Annotated in this window: 20 protein-coding genes; 6 read left to right on the forward strand and 14 right to left on the reverse strand. The window is 61.0% G+C overall.

All coding sequences use genetic code 11. From position 1 onward, the window contains the following. Positions 1-25: 25 nt before the first annotated feature. Complete coding sequence (locus tag O3297_RS10145) at positions 26-1,192, reverse strand: cystathionine beta-lyase (RefSeq protein WP_305048590.1); 1,167 nt, start codon at positions 1,190-1,192, stop codon at positions 26-28. 188 nt (positions 1,193-1,380) lie between these two features. After that, positions 1,381-2,736, reverse strand: a complete 1,356-nt coding sequence (gene rimO, locus O3297_RS10150) for a 30S ribosomal protein S12 methylthiotransferase RimO (RefSeq protein WP_170846336.1) — start codon at positions 2,734-2,736, stop codon at positions 1,381-1,383. A gap of 308 nt (positions 2,737-3,044) precedes the next feature. On the opposite strand from rimO, the gene O3297_RS10155 reads away from it, so the two are divergent. Beyond that, complete coding sequence (locus tag O3297_RS10155) at positions 3,045-4,640, forward strand: hypothetical protein (RefSeq protein WP_305048591.1); 1,596 nt, start codon at positions 3,045-3,047, stop codon at positions 4,638-4,640. Positions 4,641-4,731: 91 nt separating this feature from the next. On the opposite strand, the gene phaR is transcribed toward O3297_RS10155, so the two are convergent. After that, entirely contained in the window at positions 4,732-5,295 is a 564-nt protein-coding gene (gene phaR / locus O3297_RS10160) for a polyhydroxyalkanoate synthesis repressor PhaR (RefSeq protein WP_010399000.1), read from the reverse strand. 225 nt (positions 5,296-5,520) lie between these two features. Then, positions 5,521-7,257, reverse strand: a complete 1,737-nt coding sequence (gene phaC, locus O3297_RS10165) for a class I poly(R)-hydroxyalkanoic acid synthase (RefSeq protein WP_370385391.1) — start codon at positions 7,255-7,257, stop codon at positions 5,521-5,523. 216 nt (positions 7,258-7,473) lie between these two features. Between phaC and O3297_RS10170 the strand changes: the two genes are divergently transcribed. Then, the gene (locus O3297_RS10170; protein WP_306558479.1) at positions 7,474-7,707 is read left to right on the forward strand and encodes a hypothetical protein; all 234 of its coding nucleotides are present in this window, start codon (positions 7,474-7,476) and stop codon (positions 7,705-7,707) included. A gap of 16 nt (positions 7,708-7,723) precedes the next feature. On the opposite strand, the gene pgeF is transcribed toward O3297_RS10170, so the two are convergent. Together pgeF and O3297_RS10180 are read right to left on the reverse strand one after the other, a co-directional pair. After that, a complete protein-coding gene (gene pgeF, locus O3297_RS10175) occupies positions 7,724-8,509 on the reverse strand; it encodes a peptidoglycan editing factor PgeF (RefSeq protein WP_305048593.1) in 786 nt (261 codons plus the stop codon). After that, the gene (locus O3297_RS10180) at positions 8,509-9,534 is read right to left on the reverse strand and encodes an RluA family pseudouridine synthase (protein WP_230521254.1); all 1,026 of its coding nucleotides are present in this window, start codon (positions 9,532-9,534) and stop codon (positions 8,509-8,511) included. The genes pgeF and O3297_RS10180 overlap by 1 nt, the downstream gene beginning before the upstream one ends. Positions 9,535-9,623: 89 nt before the next feature. Between O3297_RS10180 and O3297_RS10185 the strand changes: the two genes are divergently transcribed. Further along, positions 9,624-10,427 (forward strand): outer membrane protein assembly factor BamD, encoded by an 804-nt coding sequence (locus O3297_RS10185; RefSeq protein ID WP_034781139.1) that lies wholly within the window; start codon positions 9,624-9,626, stop codon positions 10,425-10,427. A 37-nt stretch (positions 10,428-10,464) separates the two neighbouring features. Here O3297_RS10185 and yaaA read toward each other — a convergent pair whose 3' ends face one another. Continuing rightward, positions 10,465-11,235, reverse strand: a complete 771-nt coding sequence (gene yaaA, locus O3297_RS10190; RefSeq protein ID WP_070281999.1) for a peroxide stress protein YaaA — start codon at positions 11,233-11,235, stop codon at positions 10,465-10,467. 30 nt (positions 11,236-11,265) lie between these two features. Between yaaA and O3297_RS10195 the strand changes: the two genes are divergently transcribed. The 3 genes from O3297_RS10195 (at position 11,266) to O3297_RS10205 (ending at position 14,120) form a co-directional block, all read left to right on the forward strand. Continuing rightward, on the forward strand, positions 11,266-11,700 hold the full coding sequence (locus O3297_RS10195) for a putative toxin-antitoxin system toxin component, PIN family (protein ID WP_070281998.1): 435 nt from the start codon (positions 11,266-11,268) through the stop codon (positions 11,698-11,700). 83 nt (positions 11,701-11,783) lie between these two features. Next, entirely contained in the window at positions 11,784-12,962 is a 1,179-nt protein-coding gene (locus O3297_RS10200; protein WP_305048594.1) for a pyridoxal phosphate-dependent aminotransferase, read from the forward strand. A 54-nt stretch (positions 12,963-13,016) separates the two neighbouring features. Then, the gene (locus tag O3297_RS10205; RefSeq protein WP_034781130.1) at positions 13,017-14,120 is read left to right on the forward strand and encodes an HD-GYP domain-containing protein; all 1,104 of its coding nucleotides are present in this window, start codon (positions 13,017-13,019) and stop codon (positions 14,118-14,120) included. Positions 14,121-14,158: 38 nt separating this feature from the next. Here the strand turns inward: O3297_RS10205 and O3297_RS10210 are convergent, their stop codons facing one another. The 7 genes from O3297_RS10210 to O3297_RS10240 all read right to left on the reverse strand — a co-directional run bounded on the left by O3297_RS10210 (position 14,159) and on the right by O3297_RS10240 (position 18,813). Continuing rightward, positions 14,159-14,467 carry a nuclear transport factor 2 family protein gene (locus tag O3297_RS10210; RefSeq protein WP_305048595.1) on the reverse strand — a complete coding sequence of 103 codons (309 nt, stop codon included), beginning with the start codon at positions 14,465-14,467 and terminating at the stop codon, positions 14,159-14,161. Between the two features lie 21 nt (positions 14,468-14,488). Next, positions 14,489-14,617: a hypothetical protein gene (locus O3297_RS10215; protein WP_305048596.1), complete on the reverse strand. Its 129-nt coding sequence runs from the start codon at positions 14,615-14,617 to the stop codon at positions 14,489-14,491. A gap of 229 nt (positions 14,618-14,846) precedes the next feature. Then, the gene (locus O3297_RS10220) at positions 14,847-15,518 is read right to left on the reverse strand and encodes a DUF2625 family protein (protein WP_305048597.1); all 672 of its coding nucleotides are present in this window, start codon (positions 15,516-15,518) and stop codon (positions 14,847-14,849) included. Between the two features lie 88 nt (positions 15,519-15,606). After that, positions 15,607-16,509 (reverse strand): alpha/beta hydrolase, encoded by a 903-nt coding sequence (locus O3297_RS10225; RefSeq protein WP_305048598.1) that lies wholly within the window; start codon positions 16,507-16,509, stop codon positions 15,607-15,609. Between the two features lie 87 nt (positions 16,510-16,596). Continuing rightward, positions 16,597-17,028: a hypothetical protein gene (locus O3297_RS10230; protein WP_034781121.1), complete on the reverse strand. Its 432-nt coding sequence runs from the start codon at positions 17,026-17,028 to the stop codon at positions 16,597-16,599. Beyond that, the gene (locus O3297_RS10235) at positions 17,025-17,672 is read right to left on the reverse strand and encodes a hypothetical protein (protein ID WP_305048599.1); all 648 of its coding nucleotides are present in this window, start codon (positions 17,670-17,672) and stop codon (positions 17,025-17,027) included. The genes O3297_RS10230 and O3297_RS10235 overlap by 4 nt, the downstream gene beginning before the upstream one ends. 73 nt (positions 17,673-17,745) lie before the next feature. Continuing rightward, on the reverse strand, positions 17,746-18,813 hold the full coding sequence (locus O3297_RS10240) for a tetratricopeptide repeat protein (RefSeq protein ID WP_305048600.1): 1,068 nt from the start codon (positions 18,811-18,813) through the stop codon (positions 17,746-17,748). Between the last annotated feature and the right edge of the window lie 10 nt (positions 18,814-18,823).

The following is an 18,823-nucleotide window of genomic DNA, read 5'->3' on the forward strand; positions in this document are numbered from 1 at the left end:
CGGCAAGCCCACGGCTTGCCGCTGCCTACATCGCCGCGAACGCCCGTTCGATATCGGCGATCAGATCCTGCGGATCTTCCAGTCCCACGTTCAGGCGCACCAGCTGCCCCGGCAACTTCCAGCCCTTGCGCATGGCCGCGATGCGGTACGGCATCACCAGGCTGTTTGCGCCACCCCAGCTGTAGCCAATCTTGAACAACTGCAAGGCATCGACGAAGCGGTCCGTCTGCGCCTCCGTGTAGCGGGCATCGAACAGCACGGAAAACAGGCCGCCCGCGCCCGTGAAATCGCGCCGCCAGATGGCGTGGCCGGGACAATCCTCGAAAGCCGGATGCAGCACCGTGGCAATTTCGCTTCGTCCCTTGAGCCAGGCGGCCACCGTGCGCGCGCCCGCATCGTGGGCGTCAAAGCGCAGTTTCATGGTGGGCAAGCCGCGCAGCAGCAGGTAGGCGTCGTCCGCCCCCACGCCCATGCCCAGACGCATGTGCGCCTGGGCCAGGCGGTCGTGCAGCGCCCGCTCGCGCGTAATGAGCGCGCCCATGAGCACATCCGAGCCGCCCGACTGGTATTTCGTCAGCGCCTGCATGATGATGTCCACGCCCAGCTCAAAGCCGCGCAGGGCCAGGCCGGCCGACCAGGTGTTGTCCAACGCGACCAGCACGCCGCGCGCGTGGGCGGCCGCGCAGATGGCGGGCAAATCCGGCACTTCCATCGTCACGGAACCGGGCGCTTCCGTCCAGATGAGCTTGGTATTCTCCTGGATCAAGGCGGCGATGCCGGCGCCGATGAGCGGATCGTAATAGCGGGCCGTGATGCCGAAGTCCTGCGACAGCCAGCGTCCCAGTTCGCGGTTCGGGTTGTAGATATTTTCCGGCAACAAGACGTCGTCGCCCGTTTTCAGCAGGGCAAAGTCCGCCATGGCGATGGCCGCCAGGCCCGACGGTGCCAGCAGGCAATATTTGCCCCCTTCGATCTCGGCCAGACGCGCTTCCAGCGTGAAGGTGGTAGGCGTGCCGTGCAAGCCGTAGGTATAGGCATTCTTCTCTTTCCAGTCGCCCGAGCGCATGGCCGCCACATCCTTGAACAGCACGGTCGATGCGTGATGTATGGCGTTGGGAAACGCGGCAAAGCCTTGCGGCGCCTGGTAATCGCTGTGGATCAGCGCGGTCTGCGGAGATTTGGGTGTGGTCATGGCGTCGGGAAATAAAAAAAGGCGGATCAGCAATTGCTGTTCCGCCTTGATTGTAAGGGCTTATGCCCTTGCCTGCCGTACGTCTGACAGAGTGTTACACCTGCGAAAAAACGTTCAGGCCAAGGCGCGCTGCCGAGGACAGTACTTTACTGTACGGCAAGGCAGCGCAACGCAGGCATGGACGTTTTTTACTCGGCCGCGCCCCACAGGTCATGCGCATCGGCTGATGTAATCGTCACATCGACGAACTGGCCGACCGCCAGCTTGCGGTGCGGCTCGAATGGCGGCTTCACATACACGACGCCATCGATTTCCGGCGCGTCGGCGGACGAACGGCCCACACCGCCGGAGCGGGTGACTTCATCGATCAGCACGCGCACGGTCTTGCCGACCTTGGCTTGCAGGCGTTTTTTCGAGATTTCTTCCTGCAGCAGCATCACGCGGCCGCGGCGCTCTTCGCGCAGCTCTTCCGGCACGGGGTTGGCGATGGCGTTGGCGGTCGCGCCTTCGACAGGCGAATAGGCGAAGCAGCCGAGGCGGTCGATCTGCGCTTCCTTGAGGAAGTCCAGCAAGTACTCGAATTCCGCTTCCGTTTCGCCTGGGAAACCGGCGATGAAGGTCGAGCGTATCGTCAGGTCCGGATTGATGGCGCGCCAGGCCTGGATGCGGTCGAGGTTTTTCTCGCCGCTGGCCGGACGCTTCATGCGCTTGAGCACGTCAGGATGCGCATGCTGCATCGGAATGTCGAGGTAAGGCAGGATGTGGCCGCCGCTCATCATCGGAATGATCTGGTCCACGTGCGGGTATGGATACACATAGTGCAGGCGCACCCAGGCGCCATAGGACTTGGCCAGTTCGCCCAGCGCTTCCGTCAGCTGCGTCATGTGGGTTTTCACGGGACGGCCATTCCAGAAGCCGGAACGGAATTTCACGTCCACGCCATACGCCGAGGTGTCTTGCGAAATGACCAGCAATTCCTTGACGCCGGCCTTGAACAGGTTTTCCGCTTCGATCATCAGTTCGCCGATCGGACGCGAGACGAGGTCGCCGCGCATCGACGGGATGATGCAGAAACTGCAGCGGTGATTGCAGCCTTCGGAAATTTTCAGGTAGGCATAGTGCTTCGGCGTCAGCTTGACGCCTTGCGGCGGCACCAGGTCAAGGAATGGCGCATGCGGTTTCGGCAGGTGAAAGTGGACGGAATCCATCACTTCGGCCAGCGCGTGCGGGCCCGTGACGGACAGCACTTTCGGGTGCACCTTCATGATGATGTCGTCGCCGGCAGCATCTTTCTTGGCGCCCAGGCAACCGGTCACGATCACTTTGCCGTTTTCAGCCAGCGCTTCGCCGATGGCGTCGAGCGACTCTTGCACGGCAGCATCGATAAAACCGCAGGTGTTGACGATCACCAGATCGGCGCCAGCGTAGGATTTCGCCGTTTCGTAGCCTTCGGCGCGCAGTTGGGTCAGGATTTGTTCGGAGTCGACCAGCGCTTTCGGGCAGCCGAGCGAGACAAAGCCCACTTTCGGCGCCGCACCTGGCATGGCCAGCATGGCCTCGGGCTGGGCGGAAGGAACGGGAATACGGTGAATTTCAGACATAGTTGGCAGCTAGTAAAATGGTGAGGCGAATCGGCTATTGTACCCCGAGCCGCCCCTTGCTGTCAGCGCAGACTCCTTTTGCTGCCGCATCTGCAACGCTTCCACCGCAACTATGTTCCGGCCACTGCCATCAGGTCAGTGCTTGAAGCAGGTCCCGCCACGCATCACCGGTATCAAGAAATTAAAAAATAATGCCACAAAGAAACTAGTGACTGGCATATAATTGTTTTTTAAAAAACTAAATGAGTCCCATGTCTTTTTCCTTTTCCAATCTGAAAGCGCGGCGCCTGGCTGTCGCGGCTTGCGGTTTGAGCGCATTGCTGCTGAGCGGCTGCGCCGTCAACACCTCGGTGGTTGATCCACTGAAAATGCAAGCACAATCGGGAGAAACCCCGGTGGCGGTCAGCATCACGTCGAATACCAAAGATATTTACGGTTTCAATATGATCAAGTTACGCCGTGTCGTGGCGGGGGAGCAGCGCAGTGATTTCAAGCTGGTCTCCGAAAACCTGGTGATGAAAAAGGTCGAGAGCGCGATGGCAGGCGATACGTCCCTGTTCCTTGGCGCCCTGCCGCCTGGCGAGTATGAGTTTGTCGAATTGATCGATACCCGTGCCAACAAGCTATTGCATGTGTACTCGACCATCGTGGGAAGCTTCAAGATCGAAGCGGGCAAATCGACGGATCTGGGCCGGCTGATTGTGACACGCGGCAATTTCGGCGTGCAATACGGCCGTAGCGCCCAGGTGACATCGAATGCGGAATTGATCCGGCGCTTTGCCCCTGACTACAACGCCATGTTCGGCGCTGCTGCCGCTCCTGGCTGGAGCACGCCACGCCACGCCCAGGACGATGTCGAGCAATTTGCCCGCGCCCACCCGGCTGGGGCCGAGTGCACCACCGAAATGCCCGATGGCCGGGTGGCTGCCGCCAGCCGCATGGGTGCCGTCCTGATGCGCTCGACGCAAGGGCTATGGAGCATCCTCAATGCGCCATCGGTGGAGTCGCTGTCCTGCGTGTTTCCTGTCGACCTGCCCAATGCCGAATTGATTGCGGTAGGCGAATCCGGTTCCCTGCTCCGCAAGGCGCGTGACAGTGAGCAGCTGTCGCCTGTCGATACAGGCAACCTACCGCCCGGCAATCTGCTGCGCATCGGGGGCAACCCCAGGGATGGCTGGTACCTGATGCATCGCAAGGGAGACGAGTTAAACATTTTCCATGCGAACCAGCTGGACGCTGGCGACTGGCGATCCGTGTACCACGCCACCTTGCCCGGATCCTGGCTGCATGGCCCGGGCTTGCTCTGGACGTGGCAAGACGCGGGCCGCATCGGCTATGCGCTGGAAAGCGGCTTGATCGGCGAACTCGATTACAACACGGGCAAGTTGACCGAACGCTTTAGTCCGCACAAGAAAAACCTGACGCAATTTACCCATCAACCGAATGGGACGGAAAGCGTTCTGGTAGCGGCTGGCTTGGCGGGAAGATTTCCCGACGCCTATATTTCACGGGATCGCGGCCAGAACTGGAAGACGATCGTTTCGCCGTTCAAAGTCCTGATGTCGCCCGTGGCGCCGCTCAATGACGGCAGATTGCTGATGGAAGCGGGCATGTATAACGAGGGCGCACTGCTGGTCAGCAGCGACGATGGTCGAACCTGGGGGCCGTATGCACCATATACATTGCGTCAGACGCCAATGATTTTCCCTTCCGGCCTTGCGCTCAATATCCAGGAAGATTTCAAGGGTCGCGTCAGCATTTACAGCTCCATGGACAATGCCAAAACATGGAAGCTCGAGCATTCAAACCAGGACCTGCTCTCCACGCTGCAACAACTGAAGCAATAGCATGCAGCATCGGCAGCCGCCGGCATGACATCCGCAAAGCACAACGGCACAGGAATTCCTGTGCCGTTGTGTGGCCCGTATTGGCTGCGGCTTACTTTTTGTCCGTCGGCGGCACTGGCGGCACAAACGGGAACGTGCCGAACAGATTCTTGCTCTGGCTTTGCATCTGTTCCTGCATCTGCACGAACAGGCTCTTGCTCTGGTCGATGTAGTTGTTCATCATGCCTTGCATCATCGGGCCCTGGACATTCATGAACTGGGTCCACATTTCCGGGCTGAATGGCTTGCCTTCGAAACTGCCGGCCGACGTGCCCGTGAATTTGTGCTGGATGTCGGTGAACGCTTGCACGTTCTTTTCCAGGTAGGATCCCATCATGCCCTGCATGGCGTGGCCATAGTAGCGGATGATCTGCGACAGCACGCTGCTCGAGAACATGGGCGCGCCGTTCGCTTCCTCTTCCAAAATGATTTGCAACAAGATGCTGCGCGTCAAATCTTCATTGGACTTGGCATCGACGACGGTAAACACTTCATTGTCCAACACCAGCTGCTTGACGTCCGTCAAGGTGATGTAGGAACTGGTTTGCGTGTCATACAGACGGCGGTTGGGATATTTTTTAATCAGGCGGTCTATACTTTTTTTTGCACTACTCATCACAAGTTCCACTTATTGCGCCGCAGCGCGTACAGAGTTAATCCGAAAAAAAAGCGAACGTGGGTCCGCTTTCGCACCTGCCTACTTTTTCCATTATAGAGTGGAAAACGGCTCCATTGCACATCAGGGTAGTAGATTCCCGCATTTATTGCAACGCAACTAAAAGTAGATTCTTGACAAGACCGGAGATTACGCCGGTCTTGCCAGGCCAGAAGCTTTTGTAAACTAGTCCGCCCTGACTTTAACATACCGCCCCGGCGCCGGCTCGATTGCCGCGTGGCGTTTGTTGCCCGGCTTGCCCGGCGCCTTCACCTGCGTGCCGCCGTGTTCGGCCAGGAAGGCCGCCCATTCGGGCCACCAGCTGCCCACGTGCTCGGTCGCGCCTTCCATCCACTGCTCGGCGCTCAAGGGCTTGGCTTTCGCCGTGCGTGGCTGGTCATTGCTCCAGTAACTGCGTTTTTTCTTCGACGCCGGGTTGATCACGCCGGCGATATGGCCCGAAGCGCCAAGGATAAAACGGTTGGTTTTCGGTTTTTTCGGGTTCAGCAAGGCCGTGCTGGCGTAAGCCGCGCCCCAGGGCACGATATGGTCTTCGCGCGAACCGTAGATGAAAGCGGGCGCGTCGATGCTGCTCAGGTCGACCTTTTCCCCGGCCACCGTCAGCTTGCCCGGCACTTTCAGGCTGTTTTCCAGGTAAGTGTTGCGCAGATACCAGCAGAACATGGGGCCTGGCAAGCCGGTGCCATCGCCATTCCAGTACAGCAAGTCAAACGCGGGTGGTTCCTTGCCCTTCAGGTAATTCGACTGCACGTAGTTCCACACCAGGTCGTTCGGTCGCAGGCTGGAGAAAGTGCTGCCCAGGTCGCGGCCCGACATCAGGCCGCCCTTGGCCAGGGTTTGCTCGCGCAGCGCCACTTGCGGCTCGTCAATAAAGACGTCGAGCGCGCCCGTGTCGCAGAAATCGAGGAAGGTGGTCAACAGGGTCAGGCTGGCGGCCGGATTCTCGCCCCGCGCCTTGAGCACGGCCAGCGCCGTCGAGACGATGGTGCCGCCCACGCAAAAGCCGAACATATTGAGCTTGTCCTGCCCGCTGATTTCCTGCGCGACCTGGATGGCTTCGATCACGCCTTGCTCGACGTAATCGTCCCACGTCAGGTGCTGCATGCTCATGTCCGGATTGCGCCAGGACATCAGGAACACGGTATTGCCCTGCTCCACCGCATAGCGCACGAGCGAGTTTTCCGGCTGCAAGTCAAGGATATAGAATTTATTGATGCATGGCGGCACCATCAGCAGCGGCCGCTGGTGTACCGTGGGGGTGCTTGGCGTGTACTGGATCAGCTGGAACAAGGCATTTTCAAACACCACCGTGCCCGGCGTGGTGGCCACGTTGCGGCCCACTTCGAAGGCCGATTCGTCGGACTGCGAGATGCGGCCCTTGCCCATATCGGCCAGCATATTGCTCAAACCCTTGGCCAGGCTTTCGCCCTTGGTCTCGATCAGGGTTTGCTGGGCGTCGGGGTTGGTGGCGAGAAAGTTGGCGGGCGACATGGCGTCGACGATTTGCTGCACGGCAAACGCAATCTTTTGCTTCTGGTGCGGCGTCGCTTCCACGGCATCGGCCATGGCGCTGAGAAACTCGGCGTTCAGCAAATAAGCTGCCGCATTGAAGGCCGACAGGGGGCTGGCGTGCCAGGCCGGCGCGGAGAAACGGCGGTCTTTCAATTCCGGCGCCTTGCCGGCCATAAAGTCAGCCCACAAGCCCGTCAGCTTGGCCACGTAGGCATTTTTCAGTTGCTCGATCGCTTCCGGCTTGATGCTGGCGCCCGCATCCTGCAAAATGCCGGCAATCGGATTGCCCTGGGGCTGCGGTACCATGTTGAACCACGTCTTCCACTGTTCAGGATTGCTGATCTGCGCCATCCATTCCTTGGTCATCATTTGAGGATCGGGCATGTTCATAGATATATAAGTCCATTCAAGATTTAGGGACGCCGAACAAAACCTACTGCGCGTCGGTATAGGCGGCCTGCGATGCTCACCGTACTAAAGTACGGCTGCGCTTCTCAGCCACCTCTCCCTTCCGCTCGCTACGGTTTTGTCAGGCGTCGCAAACGTAGTCAAAAATAAATATTTCTGGATCAACTGCATGCAAACTCTTACTGATTGGCAATACCAATGATGCTCATGACCGCTGTTGCCTGGATCTATGTCGTCGGCCTCATGGCGCTGACGGAACCGTCCATCGTCGCCGGGGTGATGACCTTCGTGCTGTACTGCGTCATCCCGCTGTCCATCCTATTCTATCTGACGGGCTCAAGGAGACGCAAACGCAAGGCGGCGCGCATCGCGGAACTGCAGGCCCGCGCGCTGGCCTCAGCAGACGATAAAACAAAAACGGCAGACACATAAGTGTCTGCCGTGCAGATTATTTGCGCCAGATCAAGCTGGCCTGTCGTCCCGTGACGCCATCGCGCCGGTACGAGTAAAACTGCGCCGCATCGCTGACGGTGCAATATTCCCCGCCCGCCACTTGCGCCACGCCATCGCGCAGCAGCATGGTGCGCGCCAGCGCATAGATGTCGGCCAGGTACTTGTCCGGCTTGCCAGCGATGGCGACGAAGGCGGAGCTCAATACTTGCCGCTCGACATCATCGCGCGCGCCGTCGCGGAACGCTTGCAACACGTCGTGTCCCACCTCGAATTGCTGCGGACCAATCGCCGGCCCCAGCCAAGCAAGGATATCCGTCGCTCCCTGCGCACGCATGCTGTCCACCGTGCGCTGCAAGACACCGTTGGCCAAGCCGCGCCAGCCCGCGTGGGCCGCGCCGACGACGATGCCATCCGTCGAGCAAAACAATACCGGCAGGCAATCGGCCGTCATCACGACGCACACGGCGCCCGCCTGCGTGGCGATGCTGGCGTCGGCATCGGGCACGCAACCGTCCAGCTTCCCGGCATCGGCCACGGCCACGCCATGCACCTGCGACAGCCAGGCTGGCTGCTCTGGCAAGACGGTCGCCAGCCGCGCGCGGTTGGCCAGCACGTGCGCAGGATCATCGCCCACGTGCGTGCCCAGGTTCAAGCCGCCGCCGCCCTGCCCGTCACCATACGGACCCTGGCTGACGCCGCCCGCGCGCACGGTCGCCAGCGCACCCACGTTCGCGGGCAAGCCTGGCCAATGGGGCGTGATATAAGGCAAGGCAGCCGTCATCAGACCTGTTCCGGCTCGGGAATGCCGGCGGTGGCGATCAGCTGAGCGAAATCATCGGCCAGCGGCACGATCCACTCGCACGCTTCCAGGGTGCCTGGATGCACGAGGCCCAGGCGACGCGCCTGCAGTGCCTGGCGCGAGAAGACGGACACCAGGTGCTGCTTGCCGTACACGTAGTCACCGACCAGCGCAAAGCCCAGGTGCTGCATGTGCACGCGGATCTGGTGCGTGCGGCCTGTTTCCAGGCGGCATTGCATCAGGCTCACAGGACGGCGGTCGAGTTCGCCGCTGCCGATCAATTCATAGTGCGTGATGGCAGGCTTGGCGGTGAAGTTTTCCGAGACGGCCATCTTGACGCGGTCGCGCGGGTGGCGCGCGATGGAGGCATCGATGGTGCCCGCCATTTTCGGCGTGCCCCACACGAGCGCGAAATACTCGCGCTTGACGGTGCGCGCCTGCAACTGGCGCACCAGGTCCGTTTGCGAAGCGAGGGTCTTGCCGACGACCATCAGGCCGCTCGTATCCTTGTCCAGGCGGTGCACGATGCCGGCGCGCGGCACGCCCGCCAGCTGCGGACAGTGGTGCAGCAAGCCGTTGAGCAAGGTGCCCGACCAGTTGCCGGGACCCGGATGGACGACCAGTCCGGCCGGTTTGTTGATGACGATGATATGCTCATCTTCGTGCACGATGTTCAATTCCATCGCTTCCGGCTTAAAAGCCTCGTCTTCCGGCGCGCTTTGCGGCAGAATGACGATCTTCTCGTCGCCATAGGCGGTCATGTTGCGTTTGGCAACTTTTCCATCGACGGTCACGAAACCGGCTTCCAGCCACAATTGCAAGCGGCTGCGCGAGTATTGCGGCACCAGCTGGGCGATGACTTTATCGAGGCGGTGGCCGCAGGCGTCCGGCGTCAGTTCCAATGTAATCGGGGCCATTTCCTCGAAGACGTCGTCGGCGGCAAAATCGCCGTCAAACGCCTCTTCGGCACCATGGTCAGAAAGGGAGTCAAACGCGGGGTCAGCCAAATTAGGCTTCGGAGTTAATATCACAGCATTCCCATCGGCTATAATCAGCCTATTGTAAAATCTTGGTTAAAACCTTCTTGCAAAACGTCATGCAAAAAAAATTATCGTTGGTAGTCGCTTCAGTCGTTCTGCTCGGCATGTCCGCTTGCAGCTTGTTGCCTGAAAAAGTGGATGAGACCAAAAACTGGTCCGTTACGAAATTATACTCGGAGGCGCGTGAAGAAATGGCCGGGCAGCACTATGAAGCTGCAATCGGCCTGTTCCAGAAGCTGGAGGCTAACTATCCTTTCGGCAACTATGCTCTGCAAGCGCAGATGGAGATCGCTTACGCGTATTATAAGTCGGGAGACCAGGCGCAGGCACTGGCTGCCGTCGAACGCTTCATCAAGTTGCATCCGAACCACGCCAATGTAGACTATATGTACTACTTGCGCGGCCTGATCAGCTTTAACGACCAGATCAGCTTCCTGAACTTCCTGTACGAGCAAGACCCGACCGAGCGCGACCCGAAAGCTACGCGCGAAGCGTTTGCGGCCTTCAAGCAACTGGTCGACAAGTTCCCAAATAGTAAATATGCGCCCGATTCGCTGGCCCGCATGAACTATTTGATCGATGCCATGGCGAAATACGAAGTGCACGTGGCGCGCTATTACTTCCGCCGCGGCGCCTACCTGGCCGCCGCCAACCGCGCGCAAACGACGGTCAGCGACTTCCGTGCCTCGCCGGCCATCGAAGAAGCGCTGTTCATCATGTACCGCTCGTATGACAAGCTGGGCTTGACCGACTTGCGCGACGATGCCTTGCGCGTGCTGACCAAGAACTACCCGAACACGGCATTCCTCAGCCCGGAAGGGGTGAACAAGGAACGCAAGTGGTGGAAATTCTGGCAGTAAGCTGCAATAAAAAACCGGGCTAGCCCGGTTTTTTTACTTATTCGCCAACCTTGCGCCGGAACACCCAGCTCGTATCGTTCGACGCTTCCGGCACGAAACCATAGCCATCGACATCGAATTGCTTCAGCTGCTGCGGGTCGCGGATCTGGTTGACTGCCGCATAGCGGGCCAGCATGCCGCGCGCGCGCTTGGCGTAGAACGAGATGATTTTATACTTGCCGTTCTTCCAGTCCTCGAACACGGGCGCGATGACGGGCACGTCCAGCTGGCGCGGCTTGACGGATTTAAAATATTCTTCGGAAGCAAGATTGACCAGCACTTTCGCCCCCTGCTCCCTGGCCGTGCGGTTCAGTCCATTGGTGATGGTGTCGCCCCAGAACGCGTACAAATCCTTGCCGCGCGCGGTCGACAGGCGCGTGCCCATTTCCAGGCGGTGCGGGTGGATCAGGTCCAGCGGGCGCAGCAAGCCGTACAGGCCCGACAGGATGCGCACGCGCGACTGGGCATAGTCGAGCTGGGCCGGCTGCAGGCTGCGCGCCTCGAAACCGGCATACACGTCGCCATTGAAAGCCATGATGGCCTGGCGCGCTTCCGCCAGCTTGGGCGTCCAGGAAGCGTAGCGGGCCACATTCAAGGCGGACAAGGCGTCGGAAATGCCCATCAGGCTGCCCACTTCGGCAGGCGAGAACTGGCGCATGCGCTCGATCAGCTGGGCGGAATGGTCGAGAAAATCGGGGGTGCTGTGCAACGAGGTTGTTGGCGGCGTCTCCAGGTCGAGACTCTTGGCGGGCGAAAGCACGATCAACATAAATTATCACTACAGAATAGAATTGCCGACATGATACCTGCTCCACAAAAACTCGTCCTCGACACCAACGTTTGCCTCGACCTGTTCGTCTTCAACGACCCGCGCTGGGCGCCCCTGCTGGCAGCCATGGAAAGCGGCGCTGTGCACGCCATCACGCGCGAAGATTGCCGCGCGGAATATCTTGTCGTGTTGCACTACAAGCATCTGCCGCTCGACGAAGCCAGCCGCGCCGTCGCCGCCGCCCGCTTCGACGCGCATATCACCGTCGTGGCGCCGCCCGTCTCCGGCGTGCGCCTGCCCGTCTGCACGGACAAGGATGACCAGAAATTCCTCGAACTGGCGCGCGACGCCAACGCCGACATCCTCATCACCAAGGACAAGGCCCTGCTGAAACTGGCCCGCAAGACGGCCAAGGCCGGCATGTTCAAGATCATGGTGCCGGAAGGCTGGGCATTGCCAGGCTGAGGCGCCAAAGCCCCACACGCAACGGGGCGCGCTGCGCTAGAATGGGAAACGATTCCACTTTCCGCACCGCGCCCCTACCGTTCATGAACAGCCCGTCCCTGCCCTACCCGACTCCCGCCCTGACCACCCGCCTGCCTCTCGTGGGTACCACCGTGTTTACCCGCATGTCCAGCCTGGCGGCCCAGCACGGCGCCGTCAACCTGGGCCAGGGCTTTCCCGATTTCGATTGCGCCCCAGAACTAGTCGACCTCGTCAGCGACGCCATGCGCGCCGGCCATAACCAGTATCCGATGATGACGGGCGCCGCGCCCCTGCGCGAAGCCATTGCCGCGAAGATCGCCGGCTTGTACGGCCACAGCTACGACGCAGGCACGGAAATCACCGTCACGGCCGGCGCCACGCAGGCGCTCACCACGGCAATTTTGTGCTGCGTACACCCGGGCGACGAAGTCATCGTCATCGAACCGGCCTACGACAGCTATCTGCCCGCCATCGCGCTGGCCGGCGGCGTGCCCGTGCTGGTGTCGATGCAGGTGGGCGAAGAGGGCTACAGCGTGCCGTGGGACAAGCTGGCCGCCGCCGTCAGCCCCAAGACGCGTTTGATCATCATCAACACGCCGCACAATCCGACGGGCACCATCCTGCGCCCTGCCGATGTGGCCGCGCTGGCCGACATCGTGCGCGGCACGCAAATTTTGATCCTATCCGACGAAGTGTATGAGCACATGGTGTACGACGGCGTGCCGCATGCGTCGCTCTCGCGCAACCCGGAACTGGCGGCGCGCAGCTTCATCGTTTCCAGCTTTGGCAAGACGTATCACGTGACTGGCTGGAAGGTCGGCTATGTGGCGGCCCCGGCCGCCTTGACGGCGGAGTTTCGCAAGGTGCACCAGTACAACGTCTTTACCGTCAACACGCCGATGCAGCACGGCTTGGCCGCCTACATGGCGGACCCGCAGCCCTACCTGGACTTGCCCGCGTTTTACCAGCACAAGCGCGACCTGTTCCGCGACGGCCTGACGGGCAGCCGCTTCAGCCTGCTGCCGGCCGACGGCACGTATTTCCAGTGCGTGCGCTACGATGCTATTTCGCAAGAGACCGAAGCGCAGTTCGCCGAATGGCTGACGGCGGAAATCAAGGTGGCCGCCATTCCCGTGTCCGCGTTTTATGCGCAGGGCAAGGAATCGGGCATCGTGCGCTTCTGCTTTGCCAAGAAAGACGAGACCTTGCGCCTGGCGCTGGAGCGCCTACGCAGCATTTAATGTAAATACGGCACTGCTGCGCTGCGGCGCAGAGAATGACTGAGGAACAACAACATGGTACAGCGTCGCATCGGCCCGGCCGACCTGGTTCCCGGCGAACCCCTGCCCTGGGATCTGTTTCTCGCGGACCATAGTGCCGGCCCGCAACTGCGCAAGGGGCAGATCATCACGGATGGCGCACAGCTGGGGCGGCTAATGCAGCTGGGCCTGTATGTGGGCACGCCGGATCAGCCGTCCGTCTTGCGCCTGCTCAACGAGGCGGCGCAGCGCCTGGAACGCTTGCTGTTGGCCTTGCGCAGCGAAAACAATGCCGAGCGCGACGTGCGCGACATCGCCCGCGAACTGCTGCGCGCGCTGGAACACGATGCCGATATCGCCCTGGCCAGCATCCTGCTCAACCAGATCGCCGGCAGCTACGCCGTGCGCCACTGCATCGAAACGGCCTTGCTGGCCATGCTAGTGGGCCGCAGCATGCACAAGTCCCACGATGAACTGCTGTTGATCGGCGCGGCCGCGCTGACGATGAACGTGGGCATGCTGCGCCACCACGACAGTTTCCAGGACCGGCGCGGCCCCCTGAATGACGACGAAATGCGCATCGTGCGCCAGCACCCGCAGGAAAGCGCGGAATTGCTGCGCTGCGCGGGCGTCGATGACGAGGAATGGCTGAGTTGCGTGCTCTTGCACCATGAAAACGACGATGGCAGCGGCTACCCGCAAGGGCGCACGGCCGATGAAATCCTGCAAAATGCCAAGCTGATCGGCCTGGCCGACCGCTATTGCGCCCGCGTCTCGGCGCGCAACTACCGCCGCTCCATCGTGCCAGACCAGGCGCTGCAGCATATCTTCCTCGACCAGGGCGTGCCCATCGACGCGCTGCTGGGCGAACAGTTCGTCAACCTGCTGGGCAAGTATCCGCCCGGCACCCTGGTGCGCCTGCGCAGCGGCGAGCTGGGAGTGGTGACGCAACGGGGCGCCGGCCACGTGCATCCGCTCAGCGACCCGCTGGGCGCGCCGCTGGCCCCCGCCGAGCTGGCACAACTTTCTCCCCGCGACACGGCCGACAGCCGCTACGCCATCGTGTCGTCACTGCACGAAGACGATGCCGGCCTGCATTTCAGCATGCGGCATGTGTGGGGAGACGAGGCAAGGTTGTAGGCTGGCCGAGCAACGCCGGGCGCCAGGCACGGGGCACTTCACGGTTTCGGCGGGCGGATGCCCGTGTACTGTGCGCTGACCAGCAGCCATTGCTTGTCGACAAGCCGAGCGACATAACCGGCGCGCAGGGCGAAGCTGCGGGCTGTCCCATCCTGGTTGAGACGGTAGGACAGGCGCGCCGAGATGAGCGCCGTATCGCCAAACAGGCGCACCACCGGTTCATCGACCTGGAGCTGTGGACTCGGCCGCTTCTGCTCCGGCGCATAGAAAGCGAGCATTTTTTCACGCCCGTCCACCTCGCCTACCGGCGATATTTCCACATAATTCTCCGCCGTGATGGCGTTCAAGGCCACTTGATCAAAGTTACTCTACGCCTGCGCATGGCGCTGCACCAAGGCCACCAGTTCGGCATCGGCGGGAGCCGCGTGCGCGCTGCCGATCACGCCCAAGGCGCCCAGCAAACAAGTGGAGAGGACATGTGGAAGGGTCAATTTCATGCGTATTCATCCTGATCGAGGTCATTGAGAAGCATCCGTTGCCTGCCGCGGCAATATCGGACACTCGCTGGCGGGCGGCGCATCGCGAGAAAGCCCACCATATGCTATCCCCTTGCCCTTTTCTCGCGCCGGCCATTGCGACAAAGCGCTTGAATCGGGGGTTGAAACGCCATTTCGCCGGCCCGGGATGCGCATGGCGATGCCTTCAGATATGCCCGCAAGCCATGCCTCAGTTCGCGCCCGCAGGCGCATCCAGCATCTTCTGTTTCAGGTCGAGGTTGAGCGCCCACTGCTCTTCCACCGGAATGGCGCGCCGCGAGCTGGTCTTGAGGGAACCTTCTTGCGTCCACAGAAACGGATAAAAATTCAGGCAGAGTTCGCCGGACAAGGGCAATTCGGGCAATTCGTCCAAGTCCGGCGCATCGCCGGGCTGCCGGCCGTAAAACTGCCGCAACTGGCAAGTAAAAGCCCATTCGACGAACGCCGTGTAGCCGATCTCCAGCGCTTCCCACGCCAGTGTCTCGGGGGCGAGGTAATACAGCTTGCCCTGGTCGGCCCCGAGTGCGCCGCCGTTGATGGCAAAAAAACCGCCGAGCACGTCATCGGCCACCAACAGAAAGCCCTCGGCCTTTCCTTCGTTCCACGTAACAATGTTCCGGCCCAGCTTGTCATGGCCGGACCCCAATATCCGTAGCCAGCCGTCATCCACCAGGATGCCGCCGGTTTCATAGGCGATCGCGCCGAGGGGTGAACGCGTGGTGACTTGCAGGCTCAGCAGCACATCTCCCCTGCCGGCCGAGGGCGGCAGCAATTCCACCGGGATGTCGGCCTCGCTGGCCCATTGCCTGATCAGCGGAAACGCCGGGTCTTCACTATCCAATAATTCATTCAATGTACGCATGTCAGCTGACCTTATCGATGACCGCTTCCGGCGGTCGGAGTATGTATGGCGACGCTGGCACTGTCTGGCGAGCGGCGCCCTGCACCCTTCATTTTGCGGACGTCAAATACGCCCGCAATCCATGCGTGAGCACGAAAGGAAACACGCTCGCGTGATCTTCATCCGCGAAGACGCGCAAGCGCGTCTTCAGGCCGGGATACTTGTGCGATGTCAACTTCCCGTCGAACTCGCGCAAGTCGGCCACCATGTCAGCGTCCTCTTCCGAACGCGAACGCTTCTTGCCCGCCGCCAGCTTTTCCAGGCCGCCGATGCCAAAGAATACGGACGCGGGCAAGTCCTTGTGGCTGGCGGCATACGCCTGTTCGCGGTCGAACATGACGCCGGCGTCGTACCACAGCGACGGACTGCCGAGAATGTAGTGCTCGAAGGTGCGCGGTTCCGTCAGCAGGAATTGCAGGCCCAGCAGGCTGCCGTAGGAATGGCCGATAAACACCTTGCGCTGCATGTTGACGCGATAGTTGCTGGCGATGAAGGGAAACACTTCGCCCGAGATGAACTGGCCATACGCCTTCGCTTCGCCGAACGCCGGTTGCCGCCCCGGCATGTCCGAGCGGTAATCATGCTTGCGTGGCGTGGTGGGCGTGTAATCGCGGCGGCGGCTGTACACCCCGCCATCGCCGTTGGCGTACGACAGGCCGACCACGATGACTTCTTCCATCCCCGCATGCTTGTTCAGGCGCTGCGCGATATTGCGCACGATGGCAAACGAATAATTGGCGTCCACGACAAACAGCACCGGATAGCGCTTATTCCCCTGCCGATAGGAATCGGGCAAGGCGACATACAGCTGATAATCACGTTTCAGGGCTTGCGCACGGATATCGCGCACTTCCGTATTGTCCAGAACGTAGCTGGCAGGCGCGCTGGCGGGCGCGGCAAGTGCGCTGTTGCACAGGCAGCAGAACGCAAAGAGCAGGCTAAAAGATTTCAAATGGGCTTCCTTCCTTATCACAGTAAGCATGCGACAGCCACATGAATGTCGCAGGGAATTTCGCAGGCGAGGTCGGCAACAATACAGTCAAAACTCGCCCGGTATGACCAGGTCTCGCGGTAACGAAACAGGCACGGTCGCCAGCAACGCCGGTGGGATACATTGTGCGGCTTGCCGCTCATCTTCCGCCAGGCATTGATAGTTGACGATGAAATGCGCGACATGGCTCAGATACTGCTCGATCAGATGACGATACGGTTCACTGACACGTTCCGGCTTCAATGCCAGCAGCACCCCGTATGCGCGCTGAAGGAAGATTGGGATCATGTAATAGTTCTTGCTCAAGAAAAGTCCCGTTACCTGATTGACGTAGCCCACCAAGGCATAAGTCGGACTGGCCATGCGATAACACTGATCCGGGCAAAGGCGAGGCGAATTGATATGCTCTTGGTATCGCTTGATTTCCTGACGGGCGTCTTTCGCACCTTCGCGTTCATTTCGCACGGCGTTTCCTTTCATGCCTGTTCATGAGCAATATCTGCGACATGCAGGGGATGAAACGAGATAAGGTCGCCGTATCTGGCCGCCGGATGCTGCGGATCATTCTCGATGGTGCCGGTGTACCAGCCTTCCCCTTCATCGATACCCGTCACTAGCACCCACATTCTTTCGCACTGGCCATCTTCGCGCGCACCATCTTCGGCGGCGAAGCGAAAAACCAGTTTCACGCACAAACCGATAGCCAGTTGCTCGCGCACTTCCACAGGCGGAGGCTTGATATCTGTCAAATACTGGGCAAGCCAGATGGCGTCTTCCAGGTAATAGCCATGCTCCGAAAACGAGGGAAACGGATTGTCCTTGAAACGCTCCCAGCTTCCTGCGCCTGCATTCCATTGCGCGCTCCAGCCATAGGGCAAGTCATGCAGGCGCGCCAGCACATCATCGCGACCTATCATGTATGCCAGACTGACGATTTTGACGGAGCTCGATACTGTTGCGCCTGGCTCGCCGTGAAATTGCCAATCCCCTTCGTAATCATGGGACACATGCACGACGGGAGCACCATTCAATACCTCCGTGGTCGTGAAGCAGGCAGTATTGGGGGCATCGGAGAATTTCCAGGCAGTGGTCATCTTGTTTGCGGGATCATCCGCCTCAGTCATGTGCTACAGATCCATCCCCCCAGCCTGCGATGTCGCTTGCGGGGGAGATGTATGTGGTGCGCTCGGCTAGCGCTTACTTGGTGCCAACCGCCGTCAGCTGCACCAGCTTGCGCTCGACAAACGCCTGCAACTGGGGAGATAAAGTTTGCAAGCCCTTGGCGCGCTCGAACGCTTGGCGCGCCTGGGCCGGGTGGTTATCGGCTTGCAAGGCGATGCCGAGCCCCATCCACCAGACGCTGTTGTCGGGCGCCGTCTGCAGGGCCTGTTGGTAGTGCTCGGACGCTTCGCGGTAGCGCTGTTCGCGCTGCAGCACGCCGGCCAGGAAGGCATGGTATTCGCCGCTGTCGCTGGCGTACGGCAGGCTGCGCGTCAAGGTATCGAGGGCCGCCGCGCCGCCGCTCGTCTTGTCCAGCTGCAAACGGGCCAGCATCATGGCTTGCGCCGGCTGTTTCGGGTCCAGCGCCAGGCTCAGCTGCAGCTGGCGGGCCGCCTCGTCCGGGCGCTGCGCCTCAAGCAGCAGGCGCACCAGGGTTTCGCGCGCGCCCTGGTGGCGCGGGTCCATCTGCAGGGTCTGCTGCAAGGCCAGCATGGCGTCGGAAACGCGACCATCCTGCAACTGGGCCAGCGCGCGCCGGTATTCATTCTCCACGCGCTGCTGCGCAGTGACTTGCTTGCCGTCGATGATGCGTTCGCTGGCAGCGGGCAATGCCGTCCTTACCATGGGCGCGGCGGCGGGCTTGGCGGCTTTTTCCACGACGCGGCGCGATTCGGCGGGCCGCGCCTTGCTCGGTGCGGGGGCGGCTTCCTCGGCCAAGAACACGGGCTCGGGTTCCGCCGCCGCGACGGGCACGGGCACGGGAACAACGGCGGCAGGCGCCGGCGCCGACACGGGAGCCGACACAGGAGCCGAAACAGGCGTGCTGGCCACGCTGACCAGCACGGGCGGCACGGCCGGACGCTTCAGGTAAACCCAGCCCAGGGCGATGGCGGCGGCCGTCAGGCCGGCAGCGCCGCCGAAGACCAGCGCGCGCGACACGCCCCGCTCGCGTTCGGGCACGGAGCGGATGCCGGCCGCGTCGCCGCGTCCATCGGGAGTGCCGCGGGCATCGAGGTCTTGCAACATCTTGTTAATCAGGCTCATCTACAGGCTC

This window comes from Janthinobacterium sp. SUN128 (assembly GCF_030587275.1).
GTDB classification, from domain to species: domain Bacteria; phylum Pseudomonadota; class Gammaproteobacteria; order Burkholderiales; family Burkholderiaceae_D; genus Janthinobacterium; species Janthinobacterium lividum.

Coding starts and splice junctions, on each gene's coding strand:
- O3297_RS10145 (WP_305048590.1), bottom strand. CDS start 1,192: ATGACCACACCCAAATCTCCGCAGACCGCGCTGATCCACAGCGATTAC.
- rimO (WP_170846336.1), bottom strand. CDS start 2,736: ATGCCAGGTGCGGCGCCGAAAGTGGGCTTTGTCTCGCTCGGCTGCCCG.
- O3297_RS10155 (WP_305048591.1), top strand. CDS start 3,045: ATGTCTTTTTCCTTTTCCAATCTGAAAGCGCGGCGCCTGGCTGTCGCG.
- phaR (WP_010399000.1), bottom strand. CDS start 5,295: ATGAGTAGTGCAAAAAAAAGTATAGACCGCCTGATTAAAAAATATCCC.
- phaC (WP_370385391.1), bottom strand. CDS start 7,257: ATGAACATGCCCGATCCTCAAATGATGACCAAGGAATGGATGGCGCAG.
- O3297_RS10170 (WP_306558479.1), top strand. CDS start 7,474: ATGATGCTCATGACCGCTGTTGCCTGGATCTATGTCGTCGGCCTCATG.
- pgeF (WP_305048593.1), bottom strand. CDS start 8,509: ATGACGGCTGCCTTGCCTTATATCACGCCCCATTGGCCAGGCTTGCCC.
- O3297_RS10185 (WP_034781139.1), top strand. CDS start 9,624: ATGCAAAAAAAATTATCGTTGGTAGTCGCTTCAGTCGTTCTGCTCGGC.
- yaaA (WP_070281999.1), bottom strand. CDS start 11,235: ATGTTGATCGTGCTTTCGCCCGCCAAGAGTCTCGACCTGGAGACGCCG.
- O3297_RS10195 (WP_070281998.1), top strand. CDS start 11,266: ATGATACCTGCTCCACAAAAACTCGTCCTCGACACCAACGTTTGCCTC.
- O3297_RS10200 (WP_305048594.1), top strand. CDS start 11,784: ATGAACAGCCCGTCCCTGCCCTACCCGACTCCCGCCCTGACCACCCGC.
- O3297_RS10205 (WP_034781130.1), top strand. CDS start 13,017: ATGGTACAGCGTCGCATCGGCCCGGCCGACCTGGTTCCCGGCGAACCC.
- O3297_RS10215 (WP_305048596.1), bottom strand. CDS start 14,617: ATGAAATTGACCCTTCCACATGTCCTCTCCACTTGTTTGCTGGGCGCC.
- O3297_RS10220 (WP_305048597.1), bottom strand. CDS start 15,518: ATGCGTACATTGAATGAATTATTGGATAGTGAAGACCCGGCGTTTCCG.
- O3297_RS10230 (WP_034781121.1), bottom strand. CDS start 17,028: ATGAAAGGAAACGCCGTGCGAAATGAACGCGAAGGTGCGAAAGACGCC.
- O3297_RS10235 (WP_305048599.1), bottom strand. CDS start 17,672: ATGACTGAGGCGGATGATCCCGCAAACAAGATGACCACTGCCTGGAAA.
- O3297_RS10240 (WP_305048600.1), bottom strand. CDS start 18,813: ATGAGCCTGATTAACAAGATGTTGCAAGACCTCGATGCCCGCGGCACT.